Below are 25421 nucleotides of genomic sequence, written 5' to 3'. Positions count from 1 at the left end.
GGGCCGCTGAGGGCTTCTGTCGCGGATGTGCCGCGAGCATGGATGTGTCGAGAGCACGGATGTGCCGAGAACCGCGCCCGAGGTCTTGTAGGGCGCGGTTCGGCTTTTTATAGTCGTACTGACTATTACTCGTGCCGGTCATGACCGGCACGGCTCGTGCGGAACCGGGGGCGGGTGACTTGCGCGCAAGGGGAGGCCTCGCTCCCGAGGGCTACGACAAGTACGCCTTCGAACCCTTCGCCGTCACCGTCGACCTCGCCGTCCTGACCGTCCGCGCGGGCGCACTCGAGGTGCTGCTCGTCGAACGGGGGCAGGAACCGTACGCCGGCCGCTGGGCACTGCCCGGCGGCTTCGTGCTGCCGAAGGAATCCGCGGAGACGGCCGCCCGGCGTGTACTCGCCGTGGAGACCGGCATCCCGGACCTCTCCCGCCTCCACCTGGAACAGCTGCGGACCTACAGCGAACCCGACCGCGACCCGAGAATGCGGGTCGTCTCCGTCGCGTTCGCCGCGCTGCTCCCCGACCCTCCCGAGCCGCACGGCGGCGGTGACGCGGCACAGGCCCGCTGGCTGCCGTACGGCTCGGCCGGCCCGCTCGCCTTCGACCACGTCCGCATCCTCGCCGACGCCCACGAACGCGTCGGCGCCAAGCTCGAGTACACCTGTCTCGCCACGTCCTTCTGCCCGCCCGAGTTCACCCTCGGTGAGCTGCAGCGGATCTACGAGACGGTGTGGGGCGCCGTCCTCGACCGGCCCAACTTCCGGCGCAAGGTCCTCGCCACGCCCGGGTTCGTCGAACCGGTCCCGGGGGCCGCACGCCTGACCGGGGGCCGCGGCAAACCCGCCGCGCTCTACCGCGCGGGCGGCGCGACCACCCTGCTGCCACCCCTGCTGCGCCCCCCTTCGGAAGGACGGCCCTCATGACCACCACCCCGACGCTCGCGAAGCACGCCGCCACCGGATCCCTGCTCGGTCTCGCCCTCGGTGACGCGCTGGGCTTCCCGACCGAGTTCAACGACGTCCCCTCGATCCTGGCCAAGTTCGGCCCCTGGCGGGAGATGAAGCTGCCGCGGCCCGCGATCGTCACGGACGACACGCAGATGACGCTGGCGCTGGGGCGGGGGCTGCGGACGGCGATGGACCGCGGCCTGCTCACACCGCTGCGGATGGAACGGCCGGTGCGCGAGGAGTTCGTGGACTGGTACCAGTCGCCCGACAACAATCGCGCGCCCGGCCGCACCTGCCTCGTGGCCTGCAACCTCCTGAAGACCGAGGGCCGGCCCTGGCAGGAGGCCAGCCAGATCGGCTCCAAGGGGTGCGGGGCCAACATGCGGGTGGCGCCCGTCGGGCTCGTACGGGGGCTGAGCGAGGAACAGCGTTCGGGCGCCGCGCAGTTGCAGGCGGCGCTCACCCACGGCCATCCCACCGCGCTCGCCGCCTCGGACCTCACCGCCCACGCCGTGTGGCTCCTCGCCGGTGGCGCCGAGCCGACCGAACTGATCGGCCTCCTGCGCGCGTACGCCCAGGAGAACCGCGGCCGCTACCTCTCCCGCTGGCTCGGCGACCTGTGGACCCGGAGCCAGGACCCCACACCGGAGCACTTCATCGAACGCGGGTGGGACGAGTGCCTGGAGGTCCTCGACCGCCTTCAGGACGCCGTGCGCACCGCCTCGCCCGAGAGCGACCCGTGCCTGGCCACCGGCGCGGGCTGGATCGCCGAGGAGGCGCTCGCCACCGGACTGCTCTGCTTCCTGCAGTTCGTCGACGAGCCCGTCACCGCGCTGCGCCGCGCGGCCTGCACCTCCGGCGACTCCGACTCCATCGCCTGTCTCACGGGCGCGTTCGCCGGCGCCCACCACGGCTCCGACGCCTGGCCGACGGAGTGGGCCGACCGCATCGAGTACCAGAGCGACCTCATGTCGCTGGGGGCGCTCTGGGACGCCTGAGAGGCGGCTCTGGGATGCTTGGACGATGATCGCCGACGTCCTGGACATCGACCTCGCGGGTGTGGTGGCCGAGCAGCCCGACCCGGTGCTGTTCGCCACCGTCTCCGGGGCGCATCTGTACGGCTTCCCGTCCCGCGACTCGGATGTCGACCTGCGGGGTGTGCACCTGTTGCCGACGGCCGAACTGGTCGGCCTGCGCGAGCCGGAGGAGACCCGGTCGCGGATGTGGGACCGGGACGGCGTCGAGATGGACCTCGTCACCCACGACCTGCGCAAGTTCGTACGGCTGATGCTGCGGCGCAACGGCTATGTGCTGGAGCAGCTGCTCTCGCCCCTGGTCGTGCACACCGGGGAGGCGCACCGCGAGCTGGTCTCGCTCGCCCCCGGAGTCCTCACCTCCCACCATGCCCACCACTACCGGGGTTTCGCGGCGACCCAGTGGCGGCTCTTCGAGAAGACCGGTGAACTCAAGCCGCTGCTCTACACGTTCCGGGTGCTGCTCACCGGCATTCATCTGATGCGCGGCGGCGAGGTGCAGGCCGATCTGCGCACGCTGGTCGCGGAGGTCGGGGAGGCTCCCGTGTATCTGGCCGACCTGATCGCGGCGAAGGCGGAGCGGGAGCACGGGGACGCGGACGTCGACCCCGCGCGTGTGGCGGCCGACGTGGAGCGACTGCACGGCGTGCTGGACCTGGCGCAGGACGCCTCAGCGCTGCCGGACGCTCCGTCCGCGTACGACGCCCTGCACGCGTTCGTCGTCCGGGTCCGGCTGGAGGGTCCGGGGGGCTTCGAAGTCCGCGCGGAGGGCTGAGGCGCGGCGGGTGCGCAGGAGGAAGTCCTCGACGCGGGCCTGGTCCGGTTCCGCGGGCAGGGGGCTGTGGACGGCCGCCTGGGCCGCCTCGGCCGCCAGCCGGGACATCCAGGCCTCGGCCTTGGGCCACGGGACCTCGCCGCGCTTCACCGCGAGCAGAGTCTCGCGCTGCGAGCCGACGTCGATCGTCAGCGCGCCGGTGCGCAGCAGGTCACGGGAGCTCATGAGGAGGCGCAGGAGGTGCATGGCGTGCTTCCAGCGCGGGGCGCCGTGCTGCCGGACGTCGGCGTCCAGTTTCTTGCGCTGACCCAGCGCGTAGCGGGCGAACGTGTCGTGCACCTGGCGGGAGAGGAACGCCTCGCGCAGGGCGAGGAGTTCGCGACCCGTCTCGTCGACGTACTCGACGAGAGGGGAGTGCAGGCACTCCAGGATGTTCGGGTTGGCGCGCAGCGCGAGGGCGCAGAAGCGCTCCAGTTCCCAGCTGAACTGTTCCTCGGCCGGCCCCTCGACGTGGGTCGGAGGCTTCTCGAAGCGCCAGAAGAGCGGGGTCGGCGCGAGGAACACACCCCGGCGGTCCGTGTCGCTGCCGTCCGTGGCCAGCCCGAAGGCGCGCGAACCCATCACGCAGGAGTAGATCGTGTGGTCGCGCACCAGGGACACCGGGGTCTCGGAATGCATGTCCTGGAGCGTACGTGCCCGCTCACGCCAGGAAGATCGATTTTCCCTTCACCGTGATCTTCTCCGCGGGCAGGGGACGCGTGGCCGGGCCGTGGACCACCGAGGCGTCGGTGATGCGGTACTTGCTGCCGTGGCAGGGGCAGTCGATGGTGCCGTCGGCGACCTTGTTCACCGTGCAGCCCTGATGGGTGCAGATCGCCGAGAAGGCCTTGAACTCGCCCTTCTTCGGCTGGGTGACCACGACCTTCTGGTCTTTGAAGACCTTGCCGCCGCCGACCGGGATGTCGCTCTTCTCGGCGAGTTCCCGGCCGGCCGAGGGCTTGGAGGAGGCGATCGGGGAGGGGGTCGCGGTGGGGGAGGCCGCCGACGAACTGTTGCTGTCGCCGTACTTGCTGCACCCCGCGAGCAGGAAGGCCGCGCCCGTTCCGAGAACCGTGCGCCGAGCCGGGGGGTTCGTCATGTCGTCACTCCGAACGTGCGGAAGAACCAGAGAGCCGACGTCAGCCAGATGGCCGTGAGGACGACGAAGACGAGTCCTCCGACCAGGGGCAGCAGCCAGCCGGGCAGTCGCTCCGAGCGGAGCAAGAGCATTTTGGCACTAAATGCACCGAAGAAGAAGCAACCCAGGAGCGAATGCCACATCACCCGCGGTTCGTACGTCTGATAGCCCAATGCGTACAGGCAGTGCACCGCGACCGGCACCGCCACCAGGAACGCGACCCGTCCCGACCAGCGATGCAGCGTCGGCGCCCAGCTCGGCCCGGGTAGCTTCCCGTAGACCATGAATGCCGAGACCGACTGGACCAGCGCGAAGCCGAAGGCCGTCGTCGCCAGCCACGACTTCACCGCGCCCGTGCTGCTGAAGCCCGCCAGGTTGAAGGCGGTCCCCGCCGGGTGGTGCCCCTTGCCGTAGGCGCCGAGGCCGACCGCGACCGCCGCGGCGACCAGGGCGGGGACGAGATAGCGGGCCGCGCCCGGGCGGCGGTGGGCGGGCGGGGGAGAGGGGAAGCCCTGGGTGGCGGCGTTCGGATCCACGGTCATATCGGCTCCCGATCAGGAAAGGGTTCACGAACGGGTCTTGGAGTAACGGGTCATGGAGTGACGGGCGAGGCGGTGAGTGTCTGTCCGTCGACCGTCACCGTGCCGGTCCGGGGGTCGATCGTCGGCGCCGCCGCGGGCCTGCCGTCCCGGTCGAGGATGCCGACCTGCTTGCCGCCGGGCAGCACGATCCAGCCGCCGTCGAGCTTGGCGCCGCGCACGCGGGCGGTCGCGCGGTAGAGCCCGGACGGCTTGACCGCCTTGTCGGCGGTGAACGCGTAGCGCTGCCCGCCGAGGTCGACGGTGCCGCGGATGCTCCTGCCGTCCTTGAGCGTGCCGTTCAGCTCTGCGCCGTTCTTGCCGGTGAGCCGCATGGTGCCGTCGTCCTTGACGTCGCCCTTCAGCCACGACTCCTTGCTCCGGCCGTCGCAGAAGTACGCGATCGCCTTGCCACCCCGCAGGGAGACCGCGACCGCGGAGGAGCTGTCGTCGGTGCGGCCCGCGTAGTCGGCGTTCGGCGGCGCGCTCTTCGAAGGGGACGGGGGGCTCGACGACGGCGGCGTAGTGGTGGGTGGCGGGCTCGTCTGCGGCGTGGCGCTGGGTGAGGCCTCCTGGTACGAGGAGGACGCGTTCGTCGTCCCCGTCGTCGCGTTGAGCGTCAGGATGAACACGGCGAGCAGGAGCCCCGCCAGAAGGGTGAGCAGCGGTCCTGGGCGCTTCATACGGGCCATGCGGGCCTCCCCCGAGGCGGGTCTCCTGCCATGAGAGCGGACCCGTGCCCCGGCGTCCAGAGGCGCACGGGTGTGTTCTCACTACAAGTGGCGGAACAGGGCGATTCGGGTCACATTGGCGGAGGCCCGGGCCCGGCGGTGGCCTGCGCCCGGTCGCACCCCCGAAGGACATTCCCCAGACACTCCCCGAAACGCACCTCTCGAAAGGCGTGACCATGGCGGGTAACGATCTCGGCGGCCTGCTCGGCGGTCTCCTCGGCGGAGGCGGCCAGGGCGGTACCGGCGGTTCCGGCGCGGGCAACATCCTCGGCGCGCTGCTCGGCACCCTGGGCGGCGGTGGTGGCCAGGCGGCCGGCGGCAATCCTCTGGGCGGCCTGCTCGACATGCTCACCAAGTCGGGCCTGATGGACCAGGCCCAGTCGTGGATCGGCACGGGCGAGAACAAGCCCGTCAGCGGTGAGCAGATCGCCCAGGCCCTGCCCGACAGCACCCTCCAGGAGGTCGCCGCACAGGCCGGCGTCAGCCGGCAGGAGGCCGCGGACCAGATCGCCCAGCACCTGCCCCAGGCGGTCGACAAACTGACTCCGAGCGGAGAGCTGCCGCAGCCGGGCGCCTCCCTGGAGGACCTCCTCAAGCAGCAGTCGCTCTGAGACGTGCTTCTTTCCGTGCGCGGCGGCCGTCTCGTCAGGCGGGCGCCGCGCACTCGCGCGTTGCGGCCTGACTACGCTGGTGTGGCAAGGCGAGACACGACGACATACGACGAGATACGACAGGTACGTAGCTCGGCTCAGCGAGGAGTGACACCGTGGCGGTACGAGCGGTCCGGGGCGCCGTCCAACTGGAACGGGACGAGGCCGCCCACATGGACGAGCAGGTCAGCGAGCTGCTCACCGCCGTCCTGGAGCGCAACGGTCTCACCACCGACGACCTCATCAGCATCTGGTTCACCGCGACGCCCGATCTGCACAGCGACTTCCCGGCCGCCGCCGCCCGCAAGCTCGGCATCGTCGACGTACCGCTGATCTGCGCGCAGGAGCTGGACATCGAAGGCGCGATGCCCCGGGTCGTACGGGTCCTCGCGCACATCGAGTCCGACAAGCCCCGCGCCGACATCGCGCACGTCTACCTGGGTGCCGCGGGCGCGCTGCGCAAGGACATCGCCCAGTGAGAACCGCGCTCGTCATCGGAACCGGGCTGATCGGTACGTCGGCGGCCCTCGCGCTCTCCCAGCGGGGCGTCATCGTCCACCTCACCGACCACGACCCGGAGCAGGCCCGTACGGCGGCCGCGCTCGGCGCCGGCACCGACCAGGCGCCCGGCGGGCCCGTGGACCTCGCGATCGTGGCGGCACCGCCGGCGCACGTGGCGGCGACACTCGCGGACGCCATGCGGCGGGGGGTCGCGCGCGGCTACCTCGACGTGGCGAGCGTCAAGGGCGGACCGCGCCGCGAGCTGGAGGCGCTCGGCCTCGACCTCTCCGCGTACATCGGTTCGCACCCCATGTCGGGCCGCGAGAAATCGGGTCCGCTGGCCGCGACGGGCGACCTCTTCGAAGGCCGCCCCTGGGTCCTCACCCCCACCCGGGACACGGACACCGAAGTCCTGAACCTCGCCCTCGAGCTGGTGTCGCACTGCCGTGCCGTCCCGGTCGTCATGGACGCCGACGCCCACGACCGCGCGGTCGCGCTCGTCTCCCACATGCCGCACCTGGTGTCCAGCATGGTCGCCGCACGTCTGGAGAACGCGGAGGAGGCGGCGGTACGGCTGTGCGGGCAGGGCATCCGTGACGTGACCCGGATCGCGGCCTCCGACCCCCGGATGTGGATCGACATCCTCTCCGCGAACCCGGGCCCGGTCGCCGATCTCCTCGCGGACGTCTCCGCCGACCTCGACGAGACCGTCCAGGCCCTGCGGGCCCTGCAGTCCTCCGACGAGGCCAAGCGGCGCGAGGGCGCGGGCGGCATCGAGGACGTCCTGCGCCGCGGCAACGCGGGCCAGGTCCGCGTCCCCGGCAAGCACGGTGCCGCGCCTCTGACGTACGAGACGGTGGCCGTCCTCATCGACGACCAGCCCGGCCAGCTGGCCCGCATCTTCGCCGACGCGGGGGCCGCCGGGGTCAACATCGAGGACGTACGCATCGAGCACGCGACCGGACAGCAGGCCGGCCTCGTCCAGCTGATGGTGGACCCGAAGGCGGCACCGGTACTGAGCACGGCACTGCGGGAACGGGGCTGGGCGCTGCGGCAGTAGGGCCGCCTGCGGCCCGGGGCGGCCTGCACGGCGGGCCGTGGCATGGGCTCATCAGCTGTCGCCGACGGGCCGGAGGCCGGCGCAGCCGTGCGAAGCCTGAGAGGCGCCCTGGCGCCGAGCAGTGCGAGCGCGGCGTTGAGGATCGGTGCGGGGCTGGGCGCTGCGGCAGTAGGGCCGCCTGCGGCCCGGGGCGGGCTGCCCCGGGGCGACGTCGGCCCTACCCGTGCGGTGGGCCCGGGAAGGGCCAGTAATGCGGGGTCCGGGGAGACAGTAACCTTGTGCTGGGCGCGATCGTGCCCCGCACAGACCTCCACCCCGCACCAGGAAGGTGTTCCCACCGTGGAAAACGGCGCCGCCCGGCCCGCCCCGGCAGTGATTGTCGCCATCGACGGCCCCTCCGGCACGGGCAAGTCGAGCACCTCCAAGGCCGTGGCCGCGAAGCTGGGCCTCAGCTACCTGGACACGGGCGCGCAGTACCGGGCGATCACCTGGTGGATGGTGACCAACGGCATCGACATCACGGACCCGACCGCGATCGCCGACGTGGCAGGGAAGCCGGAGATCATCTCCGGGACCGACCCGTCCGCGCCGGCCATCACGGTCGACGGGACCGACGTCGCGGGCCCGATCCGCACCCAGGAGGTCACCTCCAAGGTCAGCGCCGTCAGCGCGGTACCCGAGGTGCGCGCCCGGATCACCGAGCTGCAGCGTTCGATCGCGGCCGCCGCCGGGCTGGGGATAGTCGTCGAGGGACGCGACATCGGCACCACCGTGCTGCCGGACGCCGATCTCAAGATCTTCCTCACCGCTTCCCCGGAGGCGCGTGCCTCCCGCCGCAGCGGTGAGCTGAAGGGCGCGGACGTCAACAGCACCCGCGAGGCGCTGCTCAAGCGGGACGCCGCCGACTCCAGCCGTAAGACCTCCCCCCTCGCCAAGGCGGACGACGCGGTCGAGGTGGACACCTCCGACCTCACGCTCCAGCAGGTCATCGAGTGCGTCGTCACCCTCGTCGAGGAGAAGCGGGCCGCCAAGTGACCGCACCCTCCGAGAGAGGCGCCGAGGTAGGCCGCCGTATCGGCGTCGGCCTGATGTACGGGCTGTGGAAGCCGCGCGTGCTCGGCGCCTGGAAGGTCCCCGCGACCGGCCCGGCGATCCTGGCCGTGAACCACTCGCACAACATCGACGGCCCGATGGTCATGGGCGTGGCGCCCCGCCCCACCCACTTCCTGATCAAGAAGGAAGCGTTCATCGGCCCGCTCGACCCCTTCCTCCTCGCCATCGGCCAGGTGAAGGTGGACCGTGAGACCACCGACCGCACCGCCATCACCGACGCCCTCGGCGTCCTGTCGTCCGGTGGCGTGCTCGGGATCTTCCCGGAGGGCACCCGAGGCGAGGGCGACTTCGCCTCGCTGCGTGCCGGGCTCGCGTACTTCGCGGTCCGCTCCGGCGCGCCGATCGTCCCGGTGGCGGTCCTGGGAAGTTCCGAGAAGAGCAGCCGGTTGACCAAGGCGCTGCCCCCGCTGCGCAGTCGGGTCGACGTCGTCTTCGGAGACCCCTTCGAGGCGGGCGACGGCAGCGGACGGCGGACCCGCAAGGCGCTGGACGAGGCGACCGTCCGCATCCAGAAGCAGCTGAGCGCCCACCTGGACCACGCCAGGCGTCTGACCGGACGCCCGGAAAACGCCGGGCGCCCCACCGGGCACTAGGCGACACTTGAGTAGTGGATCACCCGATATGCGGGCGGTCCACCGATCACCACGAATGAACGACGAGGTACGGACTTCATGAACGACCACATCCAGCCCGACGGCTCGGCCGGCCCGGCCGAGCACGAGCACGGGGCGCTTGGCGATGCCGAGTACGCGGAGTTCATGGAGCTCGCCGCGGAAGAGGGCTTCGACATCGAGGACGTCGAGGGCGCGATCGAGGAGGCGGGCCACGGCCCGCTGCCCGTCCTCGCCGTCGTCGGCCGCCCGAACGTCGGCAAGTCGACCCTGGTGAACCGGATCATCGGCCGCCGTGAAGCGGTCGTCGAGGACAAGCCCGGCGTCACCCGCGACCGTGTCACCTACGAGGCCGAGTGGGCGGGCCGCCGCTTCAAGCTCGTCGACACCGGCGGCTGGGAGCAGGACGTCCTCGGTATCGACGCGTCCGTGGCCGCGCAGGCCGAGTACGCGATCGAGGCGGCCGACGCCGTCGTCTTCGTCGTCGACGCCAAGGTCGGCGCGACCGACACCGACGAGGCGGTCGTACGCCTGCTGCGCAAGGCCGGCAAGCCCGTCGTGCTGTGCGCCAACAAGGTCGACGGCCCGAGCGGCGAGGCCGACGCCTCGTACCTCTGGTCCCTCGGTCTCGGTGAGCCGCACCCCGTCTCCGCGCTGCACGGCCGTGGCACCGGCGACATGCTGGACGCCGTACTGGAGGCCCTGCCCGAGGCCCCGGCGCAGACCTTCGGCGCCGCGGTGGGCGGCCCCCGCCGCATCGCCCTCATCGGCCGCCCGAACGTGGGCAAGTCCTCGCTCCTGAACAAGGTGGCCAACGAGGACCGCGTGGTCGTCAACGAGATCGCGGGCACCACCCGCGACCCGGTCGACGAGCTGATCGAACTCGGCGGGGTCACCTGGAAGTTCGTCGACACGGCGGGCATCCGCAAGCGCGTCCACCTCCAGCAGGGCGCGGACTACTACGCCTCGCTGCGCACGGCCGCCGCCGTCGAGAAGGCCGAGGTCGCGGTCATCCTGATCGACGCGTCCGAGACCATCTCCGTACAGGACCAGCGCATCGTGACGATGGCCGTCGAGGCGGGCCGCGCGATCGTCCTCGCCTTCAACAAGTGGGACACCCTCGACGAGGAGCGCCGCTACTACCTGGAGCGGGAGATCGAGACCGAGCTCCTCCAGGTGGCGTGGGCGCCCCGGGTGAACGTCTCGGCGCGCACCGGCCGGCACATGGAGAAGCTCGTCCCCGCGATCGAGACGGCCCTGGACGGCTGGGAGACCCGCGTCCCGACCGGCCGTCTGAACGCCTTCCTCGGTGAGCTCGTCGCCGCCCACCCCCACCCGGTCCGCGGCGGCAAGCAGCCCCGCATCCTCTTCGGTACGCAGGCCGGCACCAAGCCCCCGCGGTTCGTGCTCTTCTCCTCCGGCTTCATCGAGCACGGCTACCGGCGCTTCATCGAGCGCCGGCTGCGCGAGGAGTTCGGCTTCGAGGGCACGCCGATCCACATCTCCGTACGAGTGCGTGAGAAGCGCGGCACCAAGAAGAAGTGACGTAGCGACAGGTGAGGGGCGGCTCCCACGGGAGCCGCCCCTCACCTGTTCCACCGTTTCTGCTCACAGCCCCCTGCGGGGCGCGGGCGGCAGCGCGGCCGGGATGGGGTGCAGTCCCGTACCGCTCTGACGTGCCACCGGCTGCCAGACGCCGGTCGTCGACGCGCCGTGACCGTGCAGGGAGCCGCCGTTGCGCGCGGAGTACGCCCCCGCGCTGTAGGAGCTGTACGACGAGGGGTACGAGGATCCGCCGTACGCGCTGGAACCCTGTGTCAGGATCCCGAAGGCCGTGAAGCCGAGCTGGTCCTCGCCGTGGCGGTCGCCGGGCAGGGCCCTGAACGATCTGACCCACTCGGCGTAGAGCGCGTCATAGATCGGCGTGGCCGAGGGGCCGCCCGGAGGATCCTGAGCCGCTCGCGCGGCCGGGATCGGATGGAAGGGCTGGCGGCGGGGGGCGTCGTAGGTGTGCACGTATGTGCCAACGACCCCACAGCCCAACAGATGCGGTCACACCTTTGCTTCCCCCCGCCCTGCCAGGGGCGGGGGCCCTTCAGAGGCGCGGGGAACCGCGCGGCCAGCCACACACGACCCGCAGCCGACCACGCACCCCCGCACCCGGCTCAACCCAGGGGAACGCTCACGTTCCGGCGAGCGGCATCGCGGCAGCCACCAACTTCCCGTTCGCCGCCGCCTTGTCCAGCGCGTCCCGCAGCAGATCCTCCCGCGGCTGCCGACCGATCGACCCGACCGGCGCCGCGAACAGCAGCACCTGCTGATGCTTGTTGGCGGCGGCCCGCCAGCTCTCCGCGACCTGGAGCGCCTGGTGCGCCTGCCACCAGGCGACGGGCGACCCGCCCCCCGTACCCGGCTGGAGCACGGCGTGCAGCTGCCCCATGGCGAGCAGTACGGACCACCCGTGCAGCACCGGCGGCACCGAGCTCAGCTCGGTCACCGGCATGAACCCCTGTTCGATGAGGAGCGGCAGGAAGTCGTCACCGATGTCCGTCGAGCCGGGCCGCACGATGGGCCCCGTGGGCTCGACGACGAGCGCGGGGTGCAACTCGCCGCTGATCAGGACGAGTCCGCTGGTGACGCCGAGCACGGCCTGCTCGGGCGCGGCCTGGGCGGGCACACCGTCGGGGTTGATCGAGCGGACGGCGCCCTGGAGTTGCTCCTCGGTGACCTGGACGACCTGTGAGGGCAGACAGGTGGCGTGGGCGAAGGCGAGGACGGCGGTCTCGTCGCCGATGAACAGGACGGTGCTGGTGCGCTCCTGTTCCGAGTCGCCCGGGGTGCGGCAGGACGTGCAGTCGTAACTGCCCGGGGCGTTCTCTCCGGCGAGCAGCCGGTCGGCTTCTTCGTCGCCGATCTCGGCGCGTACGTCGTCGCTGACGTCGAGCATGCGCGGCACGGGTGGCTCCTCGGGATGCGGTGCGTGGCGATGCCGGGTGGCTCCCGGCCCATGAATCCGGGGGTCCCGGCTCATGAAGATGACAACGGGCGATCTGTGGCCGGAGTCACGCCCGGGAGCGAACGGAATCGAACCATCCGACGCGCAGGGTGATCCTTTGTGCGGAATCTGTTACTCCGAGCCAACTTCGTGCGCGTTCAAGGAAGTTGGTTCCGTGAAGTGGGTCACAGGTCACTTGAGCGGCTGGTCGACAAATCCTGAAATCAGCCTATGAAGTGGGTGGCCGAAAATCGCCGATACTCGCGGTAACTGTGAACTGGCCTCGAATGACATGGAGTTGGTTGATATCGGGGCGACCGTGTCCATAGATTTCTCGGCCGTGTGCACAGAGCACCGCTCGGGTACGTCCGCCGGCCGAACCGTACGACTGGTTCGCAGCACCACCTCCGGCGGACGGGGCGGAGCACGACGACCGCGTCCTACGCGCAGGAAGTCGCGCCCCGCCTTGGGGGATCCCGGGTGTTTCGAGAGGGAACTACATGTCCGCATGTGCCGATAACACTCGTAAGGTTCGTACGACGCGTACGACGGCGGTCCTCACCGGGGCGGCTCTGCTCGCCCCGCTCGGACTGCTCGCCGCGACCGGCAATGCCGCCGCGGCCGACAGCGGAGTGTGGGACCGCATCGCCAAGTGCGAGAGCGGCGGAAACTGGCACATCAACACCGGCAACGGCTACTACGGAGGACTGCAGTTCTCCGCCGGCACCTGGCGGGCGTACGGCGGTACGGCCTACGCGTCGACCGCCGACAAGGCCTCCAAGGCCGCCCAGATAGCCGTTGCCACCAAGGTCCAGAACGCACAGGGATGGGGCGCTTGGCCCACCTGTTCGGCGCGGGCCGGAGCGTACGGCAACGCACCCGCGTCCTCGGGTGCCGCGTCGTCCGGAGGGTCGGCCACCACGAAGTCGGCACCCAAGGCCGCACCCAAGGCCGCACCCAAGTCGACATCGAAGTCGGCCTCCAAGCCGGCTTCCACCAAGCCGACGACCAAGTCGGCCCCCGCACAGGCGTCCGAGGCCCCGGCGCGCGCATCCGGCCACACGAACCGCGCGGCGTCCCGCGGTGACTACACCGTCCGCGGCGGCGACACCCTGAGCGGCATCGCGGAGCGGAACGGAACGACCTGGCGGAAGATCTACGCCGCCAACCGGGCGGTCATCGGCGGTGACCCCGACCTGATCATGCCCGGCCAGCGGCTCGACCTCTGAGCCCCGGCTCCACCCCGCCGCCCCACCCCGGTCCTCCGACCGGGTGGGGTCCCGGGCGCGGCGTGGCGGACGTGCCCGGTGTGCTGTCTAGCGTGACCCGATGCACCTCGAGCCGACGTCGGCGCCCCTGTTGAACAAGCGCATGCGGTACGTGGCCGCGACCGTGGTCGCCGCCACCCTGGCCGCCCTCGTTCCCGCGAGGGCGGCCGTCGCGTCCCCGTTCCCGTCCCCGTTCTCCGGCCCGTGGGCGGGGCGGGTGTCGCACAACTGTGCGCGGGACCACTGGCCCTGGGGCTGCCTCGCCGAGTGCGAGAGCGGCGGGCGCTGGCACGCGAACACCGGGAACCACTACTACGGAGGGCTGCAGTTCGGGCAGCACACCTGGGTGGCGTTCGGGGGCCTGGCGTACGCCCCGCGCGCGGATCTGGCCCGGCGGGAGGAACAGATCAAGATCGCCAAACTGGTGGTGGACGCCCAGGGGTGGGACGCCTGGCCCGTCTGTGCCAAGAGGTACAAACTCCGGGACCGCACACGTGTGGTGAACCCCGGTCGGACGTTCTAGGCCTGCCGGCGGCGCGCTTCGGCCGCCTCTCCGCTGAACGCGACCGAGCCCCGGCTCAGTTCATGGACGTAGGTCGTACGACCCGTCCGTTCGCGCAGACCGGGCGGCAGCCGCTGCTCGGCGACCACCACGCACGCGTCGAGGCTGCCGAGGAGTTCGTACGTGCGGGCCGCGACCGCCGGTGACATGCCCTGCGCGGGCTCGTCGACGAGCACCACACGCGCGGGTGCCAGCAGGGCGCGGGAGAGGGCGAGCATGCGCTGCTCGCCCCCGGAGAGGGTGCCGGCGCGGCGCGGAAGGAGGGGCTCCAACTGCGGATACGCGACGAGGACGGGAGCGAAGTCGGGCGCGGTCAGCTCCAGGTGCTCGCGGACCGTGAGCGAGCCGAAGACGGCCCGGCGCTCCGGGACCAGGCACAACCCGCGCCGGGCCCGTTCGAAGGCGGGCAGCCGGGTCACGTCCACCCCGTCCCAGACGACCGTGCCGTCGGACAGCGGCACGGTTCCCGCGAGGGCGCGCAGGGCGGTCGTACGGCCCGAGCCGTTGCGGCCGAGCAGCACGGTGAGGCCGGGGCCGGGCGCGACCAGCGTCACGCCGTGCAGGGCCTCCAGGGGGCCGTAACGCACGCGCGCGTGGCGCAGGGAGATGCTCATCCGCGCCCCCGCTCCAGTACGTGGCCGGCGGGGCCGGAGGTGACGACGCGTCCGGCGGTCATGACATGGACGACGTCGGCGAGGTCGGCGACCAGGTCGAGGTCGTGCTCGACGACCAGCAGGGCCGTGCCGTCCGCGGCGAGCGCGCGCAGTACCCGGGCCAGCGCGGCCACTTCGGCGGTGTCCAGGCCCGCGGCGGGCTCGTCGAGCAGCAGCACATGCGGACTTCCCGCGAGGGCCCGCGCCAGCTCGACGCGTCTGAGCGTCCCGGTCGGCAGCCCCCCGGCGGGCAGCGCGCGGACCGGCCCGTCGAGCCCGAACAGCCGCAACGCCCGTTTTGCCGCAGCGGGATCGGCGATCCGGCCCTGCTCCGCCCCCACCTGGACGTTCTCGGCCACCGTCAACGAGGGGAAGACGGCCAGCTGCTGGAAGGTCCGCGCGATGCCGAGCCGGGTCCGGGCGTGCGCGGCGAGCCGGGTGATGTCCCGTTCGCCGAACAGCACCCTGCCGTGCGAGGGCCGGAGTGTTCCGGCGAGGCAGTGGAACAGGGTGCTCTTGCCGGCCCCGTTGGGCCCCACGACAGCGGTGACCCACCCGGGCCGGACCTCGAGATCGACCCCGTCGAGCGCGGTGAACCCGTCGTAGGCGACCCGTATCCGTCGGGCGAACAGAGATCCGGGCATCGGCACGGCCGCAGTGTGCGGGGCGCTCGGCCTGCGTGCTGTCGTGTCCCGCCCGGATGGTGCGGCTCCCTGACCTCGGGCCGTCCTCGTGGGTCCGTCGGGTCCTGGACGGTCACCGACGCCCGGTGGCGCGGCGGCGGGTTCCGGTTCGGTGCCGTCCGGCCGTCCGGCGACGGGCCCCGTCTCCACCGCCCGCAGGCGCCGCCGCACCCGCGCCCCCAGCGGGGTCGGCGTCGCCCCGCGGCGCGGCCGGAGCCGGGACGTCGCCGTGCGCAGGGCCTCGTACGGGCCACCGGGGAACCGGCCGACGAACACGGCGAGGACCCCGATCAGCGCCGCGGCGACCCCGCCGCGCGCCCCCGCGTCGAGCCCCACCAGCAACGCCGCCGCGGCCAGCGCGCCGAGAGCGCTGTCGGCGCCGAGGACCACGACCGCCGCGAACCAGAGCAGCCCGCGCACCGGGTCGTACGCCGTCGCGTCGAAGGCGCGCACACCCATGCCGAGCATCCCCCCACCCAGCGCGGCCAGGGCGGCGCCCGCCACGAAGGCCGTCAGCTTCAGCGCAGGGACTCGTACACCCGCCGCGGAGGCGCCCGACGCGTGGTCGCGCATCGCCGCCAGGGCACGGCCCGTACGGCCCCGGCGCAGCGCCCCCGTCGCCAGCAGCGCGGCCGCCAGCAGCCCCAGTTCGAGCACGTAGTACGCGCGGTCGCCGTCGAAGCCCGCCGGGCGGTCCAGGGACAGCCCCGAGGTCGCGTAGGGCTGGGCGAAGACGAAACGGCTGACGCCCACCCCCACGGCGAACGTCGCCAGGGCCAGCGCCAGGCCGTGGCGGCTGATCGCCGGCCAGCCGGTCAGGACCCCGAGCGGGGCGACCAGCACCACCGCCACCGCCAGCGCGGCCAGTTCGGGCAGCCGGGGCAGTCCAGGGAAGCGGCCGGCGGCCAGCAGCGCGGTGAAGAGGGCGCCCAGACCCGCGTACGCCGCCTGCCCGAGGGAGATCTGACCGCCGCGGCCGGTCACCACGACCAGGGACAGGAGCACCACACCCAGTGCGGGCACCTGCACCGACGTGTGCAGGTCCGAGCCCGCGAGGCCGAGCGGCAGCAGGAACAGCACGACCGCGACGATCCACGCGCCCGGCGGTGTTGCCACCCGGGCCGTCGCCGTACGCGGCAGGGCGTCCCGGTCGCCGATCCCCGGCAGGACGAGCGCCGCGACCAACAGGGCCACCACGAACAGGTTCGCGCCCACCGCCTGGAGCAGCGGCTCCGCCCAGCCCGCCGGATGCAGCCGCGTCAGCTGACTCTGCGCGACCCCGAGACCCAGCGCCACCACGACGGCCACCGGCAGGCTGCGCATCCGGGCGGCGACGGCCACCGCCATCACCTCCATGACGAGCAACGGCATGCCGTACGGATCGAGTCGTACGTACGGCGCCAGGAGCACGCCCGTCAGGCCCGCCGTGAAGGAGCCGAACGCCCAGCCCGCGGCGGCCACCCGGTCCGCGTCGATGCCGCCGAGCACGGCGAGCGAGCGGTCGTCGAGCACGGCCCGCAGCTCCGTGCCGAAGCGCGTCCAGCGCGTCACACCCCCCACCCCGGCCGCCAGCGCGACGGCGACCGCCAACTGCCCCCACGGGTCCCCCGGCACCAGCGTCGGCGCGTCCGCGCGCGCCCCGGTGCCCCACACCAGCGCGGCCCCGCCGACCAGCAGCACGAAGACGCCGAGAGACGCGACCAGCGTCTGCGCCGGGTCGCCGCCGAGGACGGACAGGGGGCGGAAGACGAACCGTTCCAGGGCCACGCCGATCGCGGGGGCCACCAACAACAGCGTCACCGCGGCACCGAGCGCGAGCGGCCAGCCCCACACCACCGTGAACTGCCGCAGCAGATACGCGCACACCATCGCGATCGCGCCGTGCGCGAAGTTCAGCACCCCGGTCGCCCGGTGGGTGACGACCAGCCCGATCCCGGTGAGCGCCGCCGCGCCGCCGACCGAGAGCCCGGCCAGCGTGAGGTCGTACGTCAGGGAACCGCTCATCACCGCTCCGGCGCGGGCGACCGCTCGGCCGCGAGCGGCTCACAGATCGGGCACGGCCCCAACTCCCCGCTCGCCAGCACCCGAGAGTCCACCGGCACGGCGGCCGGTTTCCCCGCGACCAGCGGGCAGTCCGCGCGGTGCCACAGCGTGCCCCCGGGGACCATCAGCAGCTCCCCGCTGACCGCGAGCGGCGCGACGGCGGCCTGTCCGGACCGCTCCGCGTCGGCGGGTTCGGCCGCCACCAGCAGCCCGTACAACTCCTCGACGCGCGCCGCCGCCAGGGCGCTCCTGCCGTGCGTGAGCAGCACCGCGCCCGCGACGATCAGCGCGGCCCCGGGAACCGTGCAGGACGCCAGGAAGGGCAACTGCCGTTCCGCGTACCGCTCGCCCGAGACGCCGTACCAGCCGATGACGCACAGCACCGCCCCGGCGGCCAGCGCGGCGCACCCGGCCCACAGGACGGGGTGCACGGTCCGCAGTCGAGTTGTCCGCATCCTGGCTCCCAGACGTCGTGTGGCTGTCTGTCTTCCAAGTCCGCCAATGGACTTGCACTATGCCTTCTGGAAGCTGACCCTGAAACCTCCGGGCGCGGTCGGCCCGGACCGACACCCGGTGGTGAGCCAGCATGGTTCTCGGGAGCGACCTCAGGCGGGACAACGGCCGGGGGGTGGCGGCGCTGGTCGCGTTCGTCCTCGCCGGGGCCCTCACGGCGTGCGGCGACAGCAGCGGCGGCGGGAGTTCGACTCCTGTGCCCACCCCCACCGTGGAGCGGCCCAGCAGCGCGTCGCCCAGTCCGACCGGGCCGGACGACCCGGCGGCGGCCGAGAACCAGGTCAGGCGGAACTGGGAGAAGTTCTTCTCCCCGTCCGTCCCCGTCAAGGACAAACTGAACTACCTGGAGAACGGCGACAGGATGACCACGGTCGTCCAGGGCTTCAGCGGCGACAAGCGTGGTCAGCAGGTCGCCGCCCAGGTCCAGAAGGTCGTGTTCACCGCGCCGGCCGTGGCCGAGGTGACGTACGCGCTGACCCTGAAGGGCGCGACCGCCCTGCCGAACGCCTCCGGGACGGCCGTCTACGAGAACGGCACCTGGAAGGTCTCCGACAACACCCTCTGCGCCCTGGTCGCGCTGAGCGGCGACGGATCCGCGACCCCGTCCGGCTGCTGACCCGCCGTGCGCCCCGAGGGAGTTCCCGAAGGAGTCCTCGCCGCGGGCCTGCCGCTCCTGCTGGGCACGGCACTCGTCCTGGGCACGGCGGCCTGCGGCAGCCGCCTGCCCGAGAGCGACTTCGAGCACCGGACCGCGCCCGCCCCGCAGAGCACCGCCCCGCTGCGTATCGGCATCGTCACCAGCGCGACCAGCCCCGTCGGAGGCTCCGCCTTCACCGGCCCCCGCGACGGGGCCAAGGCCTACTTCGACCGCCTCAACGCGCGCGGGGGCATCGGCGGCCGCCCGGTCGAGGTACGCACCTGCGACGACGGCGGCAGCGGCGTGGGCGACAACGAGTGCGTGCACCGGCTCATCGACGAGGACAAGGTCGTCGCCCTCGTCGCCACCACCGCCCTCGACTACGCGGGCGCCTCCCGCGTTTCCGCCGCCGGGGTGCCCGACATCGGCGGACAGCCCATCGGCGCGGCCTACGACACCTATCCGCACCTCTACGGGATCTACGGCAGCCTCGCGCCCCGCGAGGGAACACCGGGCTGGGGCGGGAAGCTGTACGGCGGCACGGAGGTCTACCGCTACTTCAAGCGCGTCCAGGGCGCCCGTACGGCCGCCGTGATCTCCTACAACCAGTCCGCGTCGGCCGCGTACGCCCGGCTCGTCACCCGGGGTCTGAAGGCCGAGGGCTATCAGGTGGTCACCGAACAGGTCGACTTCGCGCTGCCCAACTTCCGCGCCGCCGCGGCCGATCTGAAGGACCAGGGAGCCGACCTCGTCTTCGACGCCCTCGACACGCACGGCAACGCCCAGCTGTGCAAGGCGATGGACGACGTCGGTGCCAAGGTCATCGCCAAGGTCACCAACGTGCAGAACTGGACCTCCACCGTTCCCGAGGACTACAAGGACGCCCCGCGCTGCCGCAACGCCCTGTGGGCGACCGGATCCAGCCGGAACTACGAGGACACCTCCGACGCCGCCGTCCGCGCGTTCCGGGACGCCACCAAGGGCCTGCCCGCGCACTCCCAGTGGCAGCTGGAGGGCTGGGCGGCCGCGATGTGGTTCACGGACGCCGCGAAGTCCTGCGCGAAAACGGGCGTCACACGCGCGTGTGTCGACCGCTTCATGAACCGCGGCGCCCCGTACACCGCCGACGGCCTGCTCATCCCCGTCACCTCCGAGCGCCTGCCCACGCCTGCGAAGACCCGCCGGACCTGCGTCTCGGTGGCCCGCTGGGAGGACGGCAGGGGCTGGGTCTCCCAGGGCGACATGAACAGCGACTGCTTCGAGGTACCGCAACTGTCGTACGAGCCCTGACGTGCCTCGACTGTCGTGCGCGCCCTGATGTGCACATGAGAAGCAACCAATCACCCGTGCCCGGTGTCTATCCCGACAGGAGGCGGATCCGACGGAGGACCCGGTGGTGCCGCCCCGCACGAAAGGGCGCTCGCATGATGACGCCGGTCCCGCGGACCGCTCGGCACCGCGCCGACCCGGACGCCGCCGTGCCCCCGTGCGCCGACTGCATCACCGACTCCGCGGGCGGACTGACCTTCGACGTCACCGAGACCGGCGAGCCGGGCGCCGCGCTGCTGGTGCTGCGCCGCCGCGAGGGCCACGAGGAGGTCAGCCTGCCGCTGACCCCCACCGGGGACGGCCGGCTGCGCGCCGCGCTGCCCAGCGGCGTCGCCCTGCCCGAGGGCCGCTGGGACGCCTACGCCCAGGTCGCGGGAGGCGAGCCGCGACGGCTGGCCCCGGGTGTCAACGACCTGCGCTCGCTCGTCGCCAGGGTCCCCAGCGGCTCCCTCGGTCATGTCGCCGTCCGCATCCCGTATTCCCCCAAGTTCTCGGCTTCGCTCGAACAGGGGGGACCCCCATCCCGGCACGGCAACCTCTCCGTGCGCAGCTGGCTGCGGGCCCCGCACGCGGAGGCCGTCGAGCTGTACCGGGGGGAGCGGGGACTGGGCGTACGAGGCCGGGTGTACGGCGTTCCCCTCGCACCGGACGCCTATGCCGAGGCCGGCCACCGGGACGCGGCCGGTCCGCTGATCCGCGCGGAAGTGGCCGTGGAGCAGGCGGAGTTCGGCTTCAGGGTGGCATACGACGCCCTGCGGCCCGGCGTCTGGGACCTGTGGCTGCGCCCGGCGGGGGAGGGCGGGCCCCGGGTACGGATCGCGCGGCTGCTCGACGCCATCGCCGACAAGCGCCCCTTCCTCATCCACCCGAGGGTGCCGGTGAAGACCCTGTACGGCCCGGTGGAGGCCGGGCCCTACTACACGCGGGACAACGATCTGTCCGTGACGGTCACCGCGGCCGGCTGACCGCCCCCGGCACCCGGGAGCACCTTGCGGACAATCGTTGTCCGCAAGCGCTGGCAGACTCGACGGCATGTTGGAGACATCGGCACGGCTGCTGCGGTTGCTCTCACTGCTGCAGGCCCACCGCGAATGGTCCGGGGCCGACCTGGCGGACCGTCTGGGCGTGACGTCCCGCACGATCCGCCGCGATGTGGACCGGCTGCGCGAGCTGGGTTATCCCGTCAACGCCAGCCCGGGCACGGGAGGCGGCTACCAGCTCGGCGCGGGAGCCGAGCTGCCGCCGCTGCTACTGGACGACGACGAGGCGGTGGCCGTCGCGGTCGGGCTGCGCACGGCCGCCGGGCAGGGCATCGAGGGCATCGGCGAGACCTCCGTACGCGCCCTCACCAAGCTCGAACAGGTCCTGCCGAGCCGACTGCGCCGCCGCGTGAGCGCCCTCAACGCCTTCACCGTGCCGATGCTGCGCGGCCCCCAGCCCTCCGCCGTGGACCCGGGCGTGCTCACGGAACTCGCCAACGCCTGCCGCGACGGGGAGCGGCTGCGCTTCGAGTACCGCGACCACGGCGGCTCCCCGACCCGCCGGACCGTCGAACCGCACCGCCTGGTGTGCACCGAACACCGCTGGTACCTGGTCGCCTGGGACGTCGACCGCGACGACTGGCGCACCTTCCGGGTCGACCGCATCACCCCCAGGCCGCCGCACGGACCCCGCTTCACCCCCCGTACGCCACCGGCCGAGGATCTGGCGGCGTACGTCTCCCAAGGGGTCTCCACACGCGCCTACGCCTCGCAGGCGGTCGTCCGGCTCTTCGTGCCCCTGGAAGAGGCGGCCGAGCGGATCTCCCCCTCGTCGGGGACGCTGGAAGCCTCCGGGGAGGACAGCTGCGTCCTGCGCACCGGCGCCGCAGGCCTCGACGTGATGGTGATTCACGTGATGCTGACGGGCTTCGAGTTCGAGGTCCTGGAGCCGGCCGGACTCACCGACGCGATCAGGACGGCCCGGGACCGGCTGTCCCGGGCGCTGGAGCGCTCCCCTGGGTGATCGCCCCGTACTGGGGATGGTGCAGGTCGAACGCCGGGCTCTCGGAGCGGATCCGGGGCAGCGTGAGGAAGTTGTGCCGGGGCGGCGGACACGAGGTCGCCCACTCCAGAGAGCGGCCGAAGCCCCAGGGGTCGTCCATCTCGACCTTCGTGCCGTACCGGGACGTCTTCCAGACGTTGTAGAGGAACGGCAGCGTCGACATGCCCAGCAGGAACGCGCCGATCGTCGAGACGGTGTTGAGCGCCGTGAAGCCGTCGGCGGCCAGATAGTCCGCGTACCGGCGCGGCATCCCCTCGGCACCCAGCCAGTGCTGCACCAGGAACGTCGTGTGGAAGCCGACGAAGAGCGTCCAGAAATGGATCTTGCCGAGCCGTTCGTCGAGCATCTTGCCGGTGAACTTGGGCCACCAGAAGTAGAAACCGCCGAACGTCGCGAAGACGACGGTGCCGAAGACGACGTAGTGGAAGTGCGCGACCACGAAGTACGAGTCGGTGACCTCGAAGTCCATCGGCGGCGAGGCCAGGATCACTCCGGTCAGACCGCCGAACAGGAACGACACCAGGAAACCGATGGCCCACAGCATGGGCGTCTCGAAGGAGAGCGAACCATTGATCATCGTCCCGCTCCAGTTGAAGAACTTCACCCCCGTGGGCACCGCGATCAAGAACGACATGAAGGAGAAGAACGGCAGCAGCACCGCGCCCGTCGCGAACATGTGGTGCGCCCACACCACGATCGACAGACCGGTGATGGCCATCGTCGCGGCGACCAGCGTCAGATAGCCGAAGACCGGCTTCCTGCTGAAGACCGGCAGGATCTCCGTGATGATCCCGAAGAACGGCAACGCGATGATGTAGACCTCGGGATGCCCGAAGAACCAGAACAGGTGCTGCCACAGCAGCGCGCCGCCGTTGGCCGCCTCGAACACCACCGACCCGAAGTGCCGGTCCGCCTCCAGGACCAGCAGCGCCGCCGCGAGCACCGGGAACGCGAAGAGGACGAGGATCGAGGTGAAGAGGATGTTCCAGGTGAAGATCGGCAGCCGGAACATCGTCATGCCGGGGGCCCGCATCCCGACGATGGTCGTGATGAAGTTCACCGCGCCGAGGATCGTGCCGAACCCCGTCAGCGCCAGGCCCATGATCCACATGTCGGCGCCGATGTTCGGCGAGCGCTCCAGGCTGTTGAGCGGGGCATAGGCGAACCAGCCGAAGGAGGCGGGCCCGTCGGGCACCATGAGCGAGCCGAGGACGATCAGGCCGCCGAAGAGGAAGAACCAGTACGACAGCATGTTCAGGCGGGGGAAGGCGACGTCCGGGGAGCCGATCTGCAGCGGCATGATCTCGTTGGCGAACCCGGCGAAGGTCGGGGTGGCGAACAGCAGCAGCATGATCGTGCCGTGCAGGGTGAACAGCTGGTTGAACTGGTTGTTGTCCACGATCTGCAGACCGGGCCGGGCGAGTTCGGCGCGCATCACCAACGCCATCAGACCGCCGATGAGGAAGAAGGCGAAAGACGTGATCAGGTAGAGGTGGCCGATCTTCTTGTGGTCCGTCGTGGTGAGCCAGTCCACGGCGACCCGCCCCGGTCGCTGCCTCCTGTGTACGGGTCGCGCCGTCGCCTGCGCGGTCTCCGTGCCCATTGCTCGCCCCTTCGCCGTCGCGCCGTGGGCCTGCCTGAAGCTCACGCCGTGGTGCTCGCATCGCTCCGCGCTCCGACAGAGGGTGTGCGGGGGTTCTGTGCTGGAACCGTGCATTTCCTATGCGGTGTCAGCTTCCGCGACATGCCCCGGAATCGGAATGGAAAGGCGTCCCCCACGGGATCTCGACGGGGGACTCCGCACTTTCCGTTGGGTTATTTCGGGACGGCGTCAAGGTAGTCCCGAATTACGTTCGAAGGTGTGCGGGACACGTAGGGAACCCCTCGTACGTGTGACGGAGTTCGGCCGAAACGAGTGTCGTGATCCTGTGACAGAAGCGTGACCGGAGGGGCCCGGGTGACGCATGGTCTGCGGCCCGGACTTCCCCCGCCGCGGTCGGCCGCCTAACGTGGCGGTCATGGCACCCATTCCCAGCCCGCCCGCAGAGCCCCAGGACAGTCCGGAGGCCTATGTCGGCCTGGAGGCGAGGAGCGCCGAGCACCGCGCCCGGGAGCACGGCTGGTCCACGGTGCGCTCGCTGCCGCCCGGCGCGATCATCACCATGGAGTACCGCACGGGGCGGCTGAACTTCGAGGTCACCGACGGTCGGGTGACTCGCTGCTGGAAGGGCTGAGGCCACGGAGGCCGATCCACGGAGGCGGATCCGGACAGGCCGGTCCAGGCAGGCAGGCAGGCCGGCCGGTCCAGGCAGGCGGGTCCAGGCAGGCCGGGAGGCCGAAGAGTCCACGGAACGCGCGAAGGCCCCCGGCTCACGAGCCGGGGGCCTTCGCCGTGCGGGGAGGTTGTGCGTACCGGCCCCGCTGTTCTCCATGATCCGTCAGTTGTGCCTCAGCCGCCTGTCAGCGGCCGGGCGGACGACGTCGTGGTGGTGCGCGCCACGCGGTCCGCGTGCGGTGGACGGCGGCTGCCGACCGGGGTGACCGGGGTGCGCTCCGAGCGGGCCGTGTGGGGTCCGGGGGCCAGGTAGACCGGCGCCCGGGGCGGGCGGGCGGTGGGCACCGCACCCCGCGCCGGAGCCTCCTCGTCCACCGGGACCGACTGCTTGACCAGCACGGGCGCACCGACCGGGGAGCCGACCGGAGCCTCGGCCGGGGCGGGCACCGCACGGCCGCGGCGGGCGCGCCAGGCGTCGCGCAGGGTGAACAGACCGGTCTCGGCGCGGGCGATCAGCGGCTCGCACCACGGCAGCGCCAGCAGGATCAGCAGACCGGCGGCCCAGCCCAGCAGCACATCGCTCAGCCAGTGCGTACCGAGGTAGACGGTGGTGAGGCCGACGCCGAGCGAGGTCACGGCGGACAGCGCCGACAGCCAGCGCCTCGCCCGCGGGGTGGAGGCCAGATAGGCCAGGATTCCCCAGGTCACGACGGCGTTCGCGGTGTGGCCCGAAGGGAATATATCGCCGCCCAGACCCATTTCGTTCGAGCCGATCGTGATGGCGTAGTGCGGGCCGAGGCGGCCCATGCCGAGCTTCGCGGCGCCGACCGTGATGTTGAGCAGCAGCAGTGAGGCGCCCAGCGTGAGCATCGGGCGCAGGGTGTGCTGCCGCCAGGAGCGCCAGCCGAGCCACGCGGCGACCATTACGGCGGTGGGGCCGCGCTGGCCCAGCACCACGTAGTAGTCGAGGAACGCGTGGATCTCCGGCCACTGCTGATAGGGCCGGAAGAACATGACCTGCCAGTCGAACCGGACCAGCCACGAGGTGATCGCAACGGCCCACACGATGGCCACGTAGAAGGCCAGGGTGGCTCCGAAGAGCACAACCCTGTGCCTGCTCATCTTCGGCACATCGATGTTCGCCGGCCGTTCCGGCTCACGGTCCAACCGGGCGAAGACCCGGTCCAGACGGGTGAGGTTTCGTTCGGTACGCACTCAATCGACGTTACAGCGAGTGAGCTGC

The 25421-nt window shown here is 71.8% G+C and carries 26 protein-coding genes and 1 pseudogene; 16 read left to right on the top strand and 11 right to left on the bottom strand.

Annotation, left to right across the window (positions count from 1 at the left end; all coding sequences use genetic code 11):
• The first annotated feature begins 179 nt into the window (after nucleotides 1-179).
• Genes ACIRA5_RS45350 through ACIRA5_RS45340 form a run of 3 tightly spaced genes read left to right on the top strand, consistent with a single transcriptional unit; the run spans nucleotide 180 to nucleotide 2756 of the window.
• A complete protein-coding gene (locus ACIRA5_RS45350) occupies nucleotides 180-923 on the top strand; it encodes an NUDIX hydrolase (protein ID WP_403701984.1) in 744 nt (247 codons plus the stop codon).
• Nucleotides 920-1945 carry an ADP-ribosylglycohydrolase family protein gene (locus ACIRA5_RS45345; protein WP_352051360.1) on the top strand — a complete coding sequence of 342 codons (1026 nt, stop codon included), beginning with the start codon at nucleotides 920-922 and terminating at the stop codon, nucleotides 1943-1945. Before ACIRA5_RS45350 ends, ACIRA5_RS45345 begins: the two co-directional genes overlap by 4 nt.
• 28 nt (nucleotides 1946-1973) lie before the next feature.
• Nucleotides 1974-2756 carry a DNA polymerase beta superfamily protein gene (locus ACIRA5_RS45340; RefSeq protein ID WP_403702054.1) on the top strand — a complete coding sequence of 261 codons (783 nt, stop codon included), beginning with the start codon at nucleotides 1974-1976 and terminating at the stop codon, nucleotides 2754-2756.
• Here the strand turns inward: ACIRA5_RS45340 and ACIRA5_RS45335 are convergent.
• The 4 genes and pseudogenes from ACIRA5_RS45335 to ACIRA5_RS45320 form a co-directional block, all read right to left on the bottom strand.
• A pseudogene (locus ACIRA5_RS45335) lies at nucleotides 2652-3437 on the bottom strand (DNA polymerase beta superfamily protein); the annotation flags it as partial. The gene ACIRA5_RS45340 and the pseudogene ACIRA5_RS45335 overlap by 105 nt on opposite strands.
• A gap of 19 nt (nucleotides 3438-3456) precedes the next feature.
• The gene (locus tag ACIRA5_RS45330; protein WP_403701981.1) at nucleotides 3457-3894 is read right to left on the bottom strand and encodes a Rieske (2Fe-2S) protein; all 438 of its coding nucleotides are present in this window, start codon (nucleotides 3892-3894) and stop codon (nucleotides 3457-3459) included.
• On the bottom strand, nucleotides 3891-4475 hold the full coding sequence (locus ACIRA5_RS45325; RefSeq protein ID WP_403701979.1) for a DUF6529 family protein: 585 nt from the start codon (nucleotides 4473-4475) through the stop codon (nucleotides 3891-3893). Before ACIRA5_RS45325 ends, ACIRA5_RS45330 begins: the two co-directional genes overlap by 4 nt.
• Nucleotides 4476-4525: 50 nt before the next feature.
• Entirely contained in the window at nucleotides 4526-5194 is a 669-nt protein-coding gene (locus ACIRA5_RS45320) for a hypothetical protein (protein WP_403702051.1), read from the bottom strand.
• Nucleotides 5195-5418: 224 nt separating this feature from the next.
• Between ACIRA5_RS45320 and ACIRA5_RS45315 the strand changes: the two genes are divergently transcribed.
• From ACIRA5_RS45315 to der, 6 genes are all read left to right on the top strand, one after another.
• Nucleotides 5419-5853, top strand: coding sequence for a YidB family protein (locus ACIRA5_RS45315; RefSeq protein ID WP_403701975.1), 435 nt, complete (start codon nucleotides 5419-5421; stop codon nucleotides 5851-5853).
• Between the two features lie 155 nt (nucleotides 5854-6008).
• On the top strand, nucleotides 6009-6371 hold the full coding sequence (aroH, locus tag ACIRA5_RS45310; protein WP_403701972.1) for a chorismate mutase: 363 nt from the start codon (nucleotides 6009-6011) through the stop codon (nucleotides 6369-6371).
• Nucleotides 6368-7453 carry a prephenate dehydrogenase gene (locus ACIRA5_RS45305; RefSeq protein ID WP_403701969.1) on the top strand — a complete coding sequence of 362 codons (1086 nt, stop codon included), beginning with the start codon at nucleotides 6368-6370 and terminating at the stop codon, nucleotides 7451-7453. Before aroH ends, ACIRA5_RS45305 begins: the two co-directional genes overlap by 4 nt.
• A 339-nt stretch (nucleotides 7454-7792) precedes the next feature.
• Nucleotides 7793-8488, top strand: coding sequence for a (d)CMP kinase (gene cmk / locus ACIRA5_RS45300; RefSeq protein WP_403701966.1), 696 nt, complete (start codon nucleotides 7793-7795; stop codon nucleotides 8486-8488).
• Nucleotides 8446-9159 (top strand): lysophospholipid acyltransferase family protein, encoded by a 714-nt coding sequence (locus tag ACIRA5_RS45295; RefSeq protein WP_403701963.1) that lies wholly within the window; start codon nucleotides 8446-8448, stop codon nucleotides 9157-9159. Before cmk ends, ACIRA5_RS45295 begins: the two co-directional genes overlap by 43 nt.
• Nucleotides 9160-9237: 78 nt before the next feature.
• Nucleotides 9238-10722: a ribosome biogenesis GTPase Der gene (gene der / locus ACIRA5_RS45290; RefSeq protein ID WP_403701960.1), complete on the top strand. Its 1485-nt coding sequence runs from the start codon at nucleotides 9238-9240 to the stop codon at nucleotides 10720-10722.
• Between the two features lie 63 nt (nucleotides 10723-10785).
• Here der and ACIRA5_RS45285 read toward each other — a convergent pair whose 3' ends face one another.
• Together ACIRA5_RS45285 and ACIRA5_RS45280 are read right to left on the bottom strand one after the other, a co-directional pair.
• Complete coding sequence (locus ACIRA5_RS45285; protein WP_403701957.1) at nucleotides 10786-11193, bottom strand: hypothetical protein; 408 nt, start codon at nucleotides 11191-11193, stop codon at nucleotides 10786-10788.
• A gap of 166 nt (nucleotides 11194-11359) precedes the next feature.
• Nucleotides 11360-12133: a hypothetical protein gene (locus ACIRA5_RS45280; RefSeq protein WP_099940613.1), complete on the bottom strand. Its 774-nt coding sequence runs from the start codon at nucleotides 12131-12133 to the stop codon at nucleotides 11360-11362.
• Between the two features lie 539 nt (nucleotides 12134-12672).
• Between ACIRA5_RS45280 and ACIRA5_RS45275 the strand changes: the two genes are divergently transcribed.
• Together ACIRA5_RS45275 and ACIRA5_RS45270 are read left to right on the top strand one after the other, a co-directional pair.
• Nucleotides 12673-13401 (top strand): transglycosylase family protein, encoded by a 729-nt coding sequence (locus tag ACIRA5_RS45275; RefSeq protein ID WP_403701953.1) that lies wholly within the window; start codon nucleotides 12673-12675, stop codon nucleotides 13399-13401.
• Nucleotides 13402-13501: 100 nt separating this feature from the next.
• Entirely contained in the window at nucleotides 13502-13963 is a 462-nt protein-coding gene (locus ACIRA5_RS45270; protein ID WP_403701950.1) for a transglycosylase family protein, read from the top strand.
• Here the strand turns inward: ACIRA5_RS45270 and ACIRA5_RS45265 are convergent.
• The 3 genes from ACIRA5_RS45265 to ACIRA5_RS45255 are packed head-to-tail and all read right to left on the bottom strand — an operon-like array spanning nucleotide 13960 to nucleotide 17836.
• Complete coding sequence (locus ACIRA5_RS45265; RefSeq protein WP_403701948.1) at nucleotides 13960-14616, bottom strand: ATP-binding cassette domain-containing protein; 657 nt, start codon at nucleotides 14614-14616, stop codon at nucleotides 13960-13962. The two genes, ACIRA5_RS45270 and ACIRA5_RS45265, sit on opposite strands and share 4 nt — an antisense overlap.
• On the bottom strand, nucleotides 14613-17342 hold the full coding sequence (locus ACIRA5_RS45260) for an ATP-binding cassette domain-containing protein (protein WP_403701945.1): 2730 nt from the start codon (nucleotides 17340-17342) through the stop codon (nucleotides 14613-14615). Before ACIRA5_RS45260 ends, ACIRA5_RS45265 begins: the two co-directional genes overlap by 4 nt.
• A complete protein-coding gene (locus ACIRA5_RS45255; RefSeq protein ID WP_403701942.1) occupies nucleotides 17342-17836 on the bottom strand; it encodes a hypothetical protein in 495 nt (164 codons plus the stop codon). The genes ACIRA5_RS45260 and ACIRA5_RS45255 overlap by 1 nt, the downstream gene beginning before the upstream one ends.
• Nucleotides 17837-17967: 131 nt before the next feature.
• Here ACIRA5_RS45255 and ACIRA5_RS45250 point away from each other — a divergent pair, with 131 nt between their 5' ends.
• The 4 genes from ACIRA5_RS45250 to ACIRA5_RS45235 all read left to right on the top strand — a co-directional run bounded on the left by ACIRA5_RS45250 (nucleotide 17968) and on the right by ACIRA5_RS45235 (nucleotide 21864).
• On the top strand, nucleotides 17968-18510 hold the full coding sequence (locus ACIRA5_RS45250) for a hypothetical protein (protein ID WP_352051375.1): 543 nt from the start codon (nucleotides 17968-17970) through the stop codon (nucleotides 18508-18510).
• Nucleotides 18511-18558: 48 nt separating this feature from the next.
• The gene (locus ACIRA5_RS45245) at nucleotides 18559-19821 is read left to right on the top strand and encodes an ABC transporter substrate-binding protein (RefSeq protein ID WP_403702048.1); all 1263 of its coding nucleotides are present in this window, start codon (nucleotides 18559-18561) and stop codon (nucleotides 19819-19821) included.
• Nucleotides 19822-19958: 137 nt separating this feature from the next.
• Nucleotides 19959-20825 carry a hypothetical protein gene (locus ACIRA5_RS45240; protein WP_403702046.1) on the top strand — a complete coding sequence of 289 codons (867 nt, stop codon included), beginning with the start codon at nucleotides 19959-19961 and terminating at the stop codon, nucleotides 20823-20825.
• A gap of 67 nt (nucleotides 20826-20892) precedes the next feature.
• A complete protein-coding gene (locus ACIRA5_RS45235; protein WP_403701939.1) occupies nucleotides 20893-21864 on the top strand; it encodes a helix-turn-helix transcriptional regulator in 972 nt (323 codons plus the stop codon).
• Here the strand turns inward: ACIRA5_RS45235 and ctaD are convergent.
• Complete coding sequence (ctaD, locus tag ACIRA5_RS45230) at nucleotides 21812-23506, bottom strand: cytochrome c oxidase subunit I (RefSeq protein WP_403701936.1); 1695 nt, start codon at nucleotides 23504-23506, stop codon at nucleotides 21812-21814. The two genes, ACIRA5_RS45235 and ctaD, sit on opposite strands and share 53 nt — an antisense overlap.
• Before the next feature lie 415 nt (nucleotides 23507-23921).
• Here ctaD and ACIRA5_RS45225 point away from each other — a divergent pair, with 415 nt between their 5' ends.
• A complete protein-coding gene (locus ACIRA5_RS45225; protein WP_352051378.1) occupies nucleotides 23922-24137 on the top strand; it encodes an I78 family peptidase inhibitor in 216 nt (71 codons plus the stop codon).
• A gap of 215 nt (nucleotides 24138-24352) precedes the next feature.
• On the opposite strand, the gene ACIRA5_RS45220 is transcribed toward ACIRA5_RS45225, so the two are convergent.
• The gene (locus ACIRA5_RS45220) at nucleotides 24353-25393 is read right to left on the bottom strand and encodes a phosphatase PAP2 family protein (RefSeq protein WP_403701933.1); all 1041 of its coding nucleotides are present in this window, start codon (nucleotides 25391-25393) and stop codon (nucleotides 24353-24355) included.
• Between the last annotated feature and the right edge of the window lie 28 nt (nucleotides 25394-25421).

The organism is Streptomyces sp. NPDC096311 (assembly GCF_044763085.1).
In the GTDB taxonomy this organism is placed as follows: Bacteria; Actinomycetota; Actinomycetes; order Streptomycetales; family Streptomycetaceae; genus Streptomyces.
This window is presented reverse-complemented; position numbering and strand designations above follow the sequence as displayed.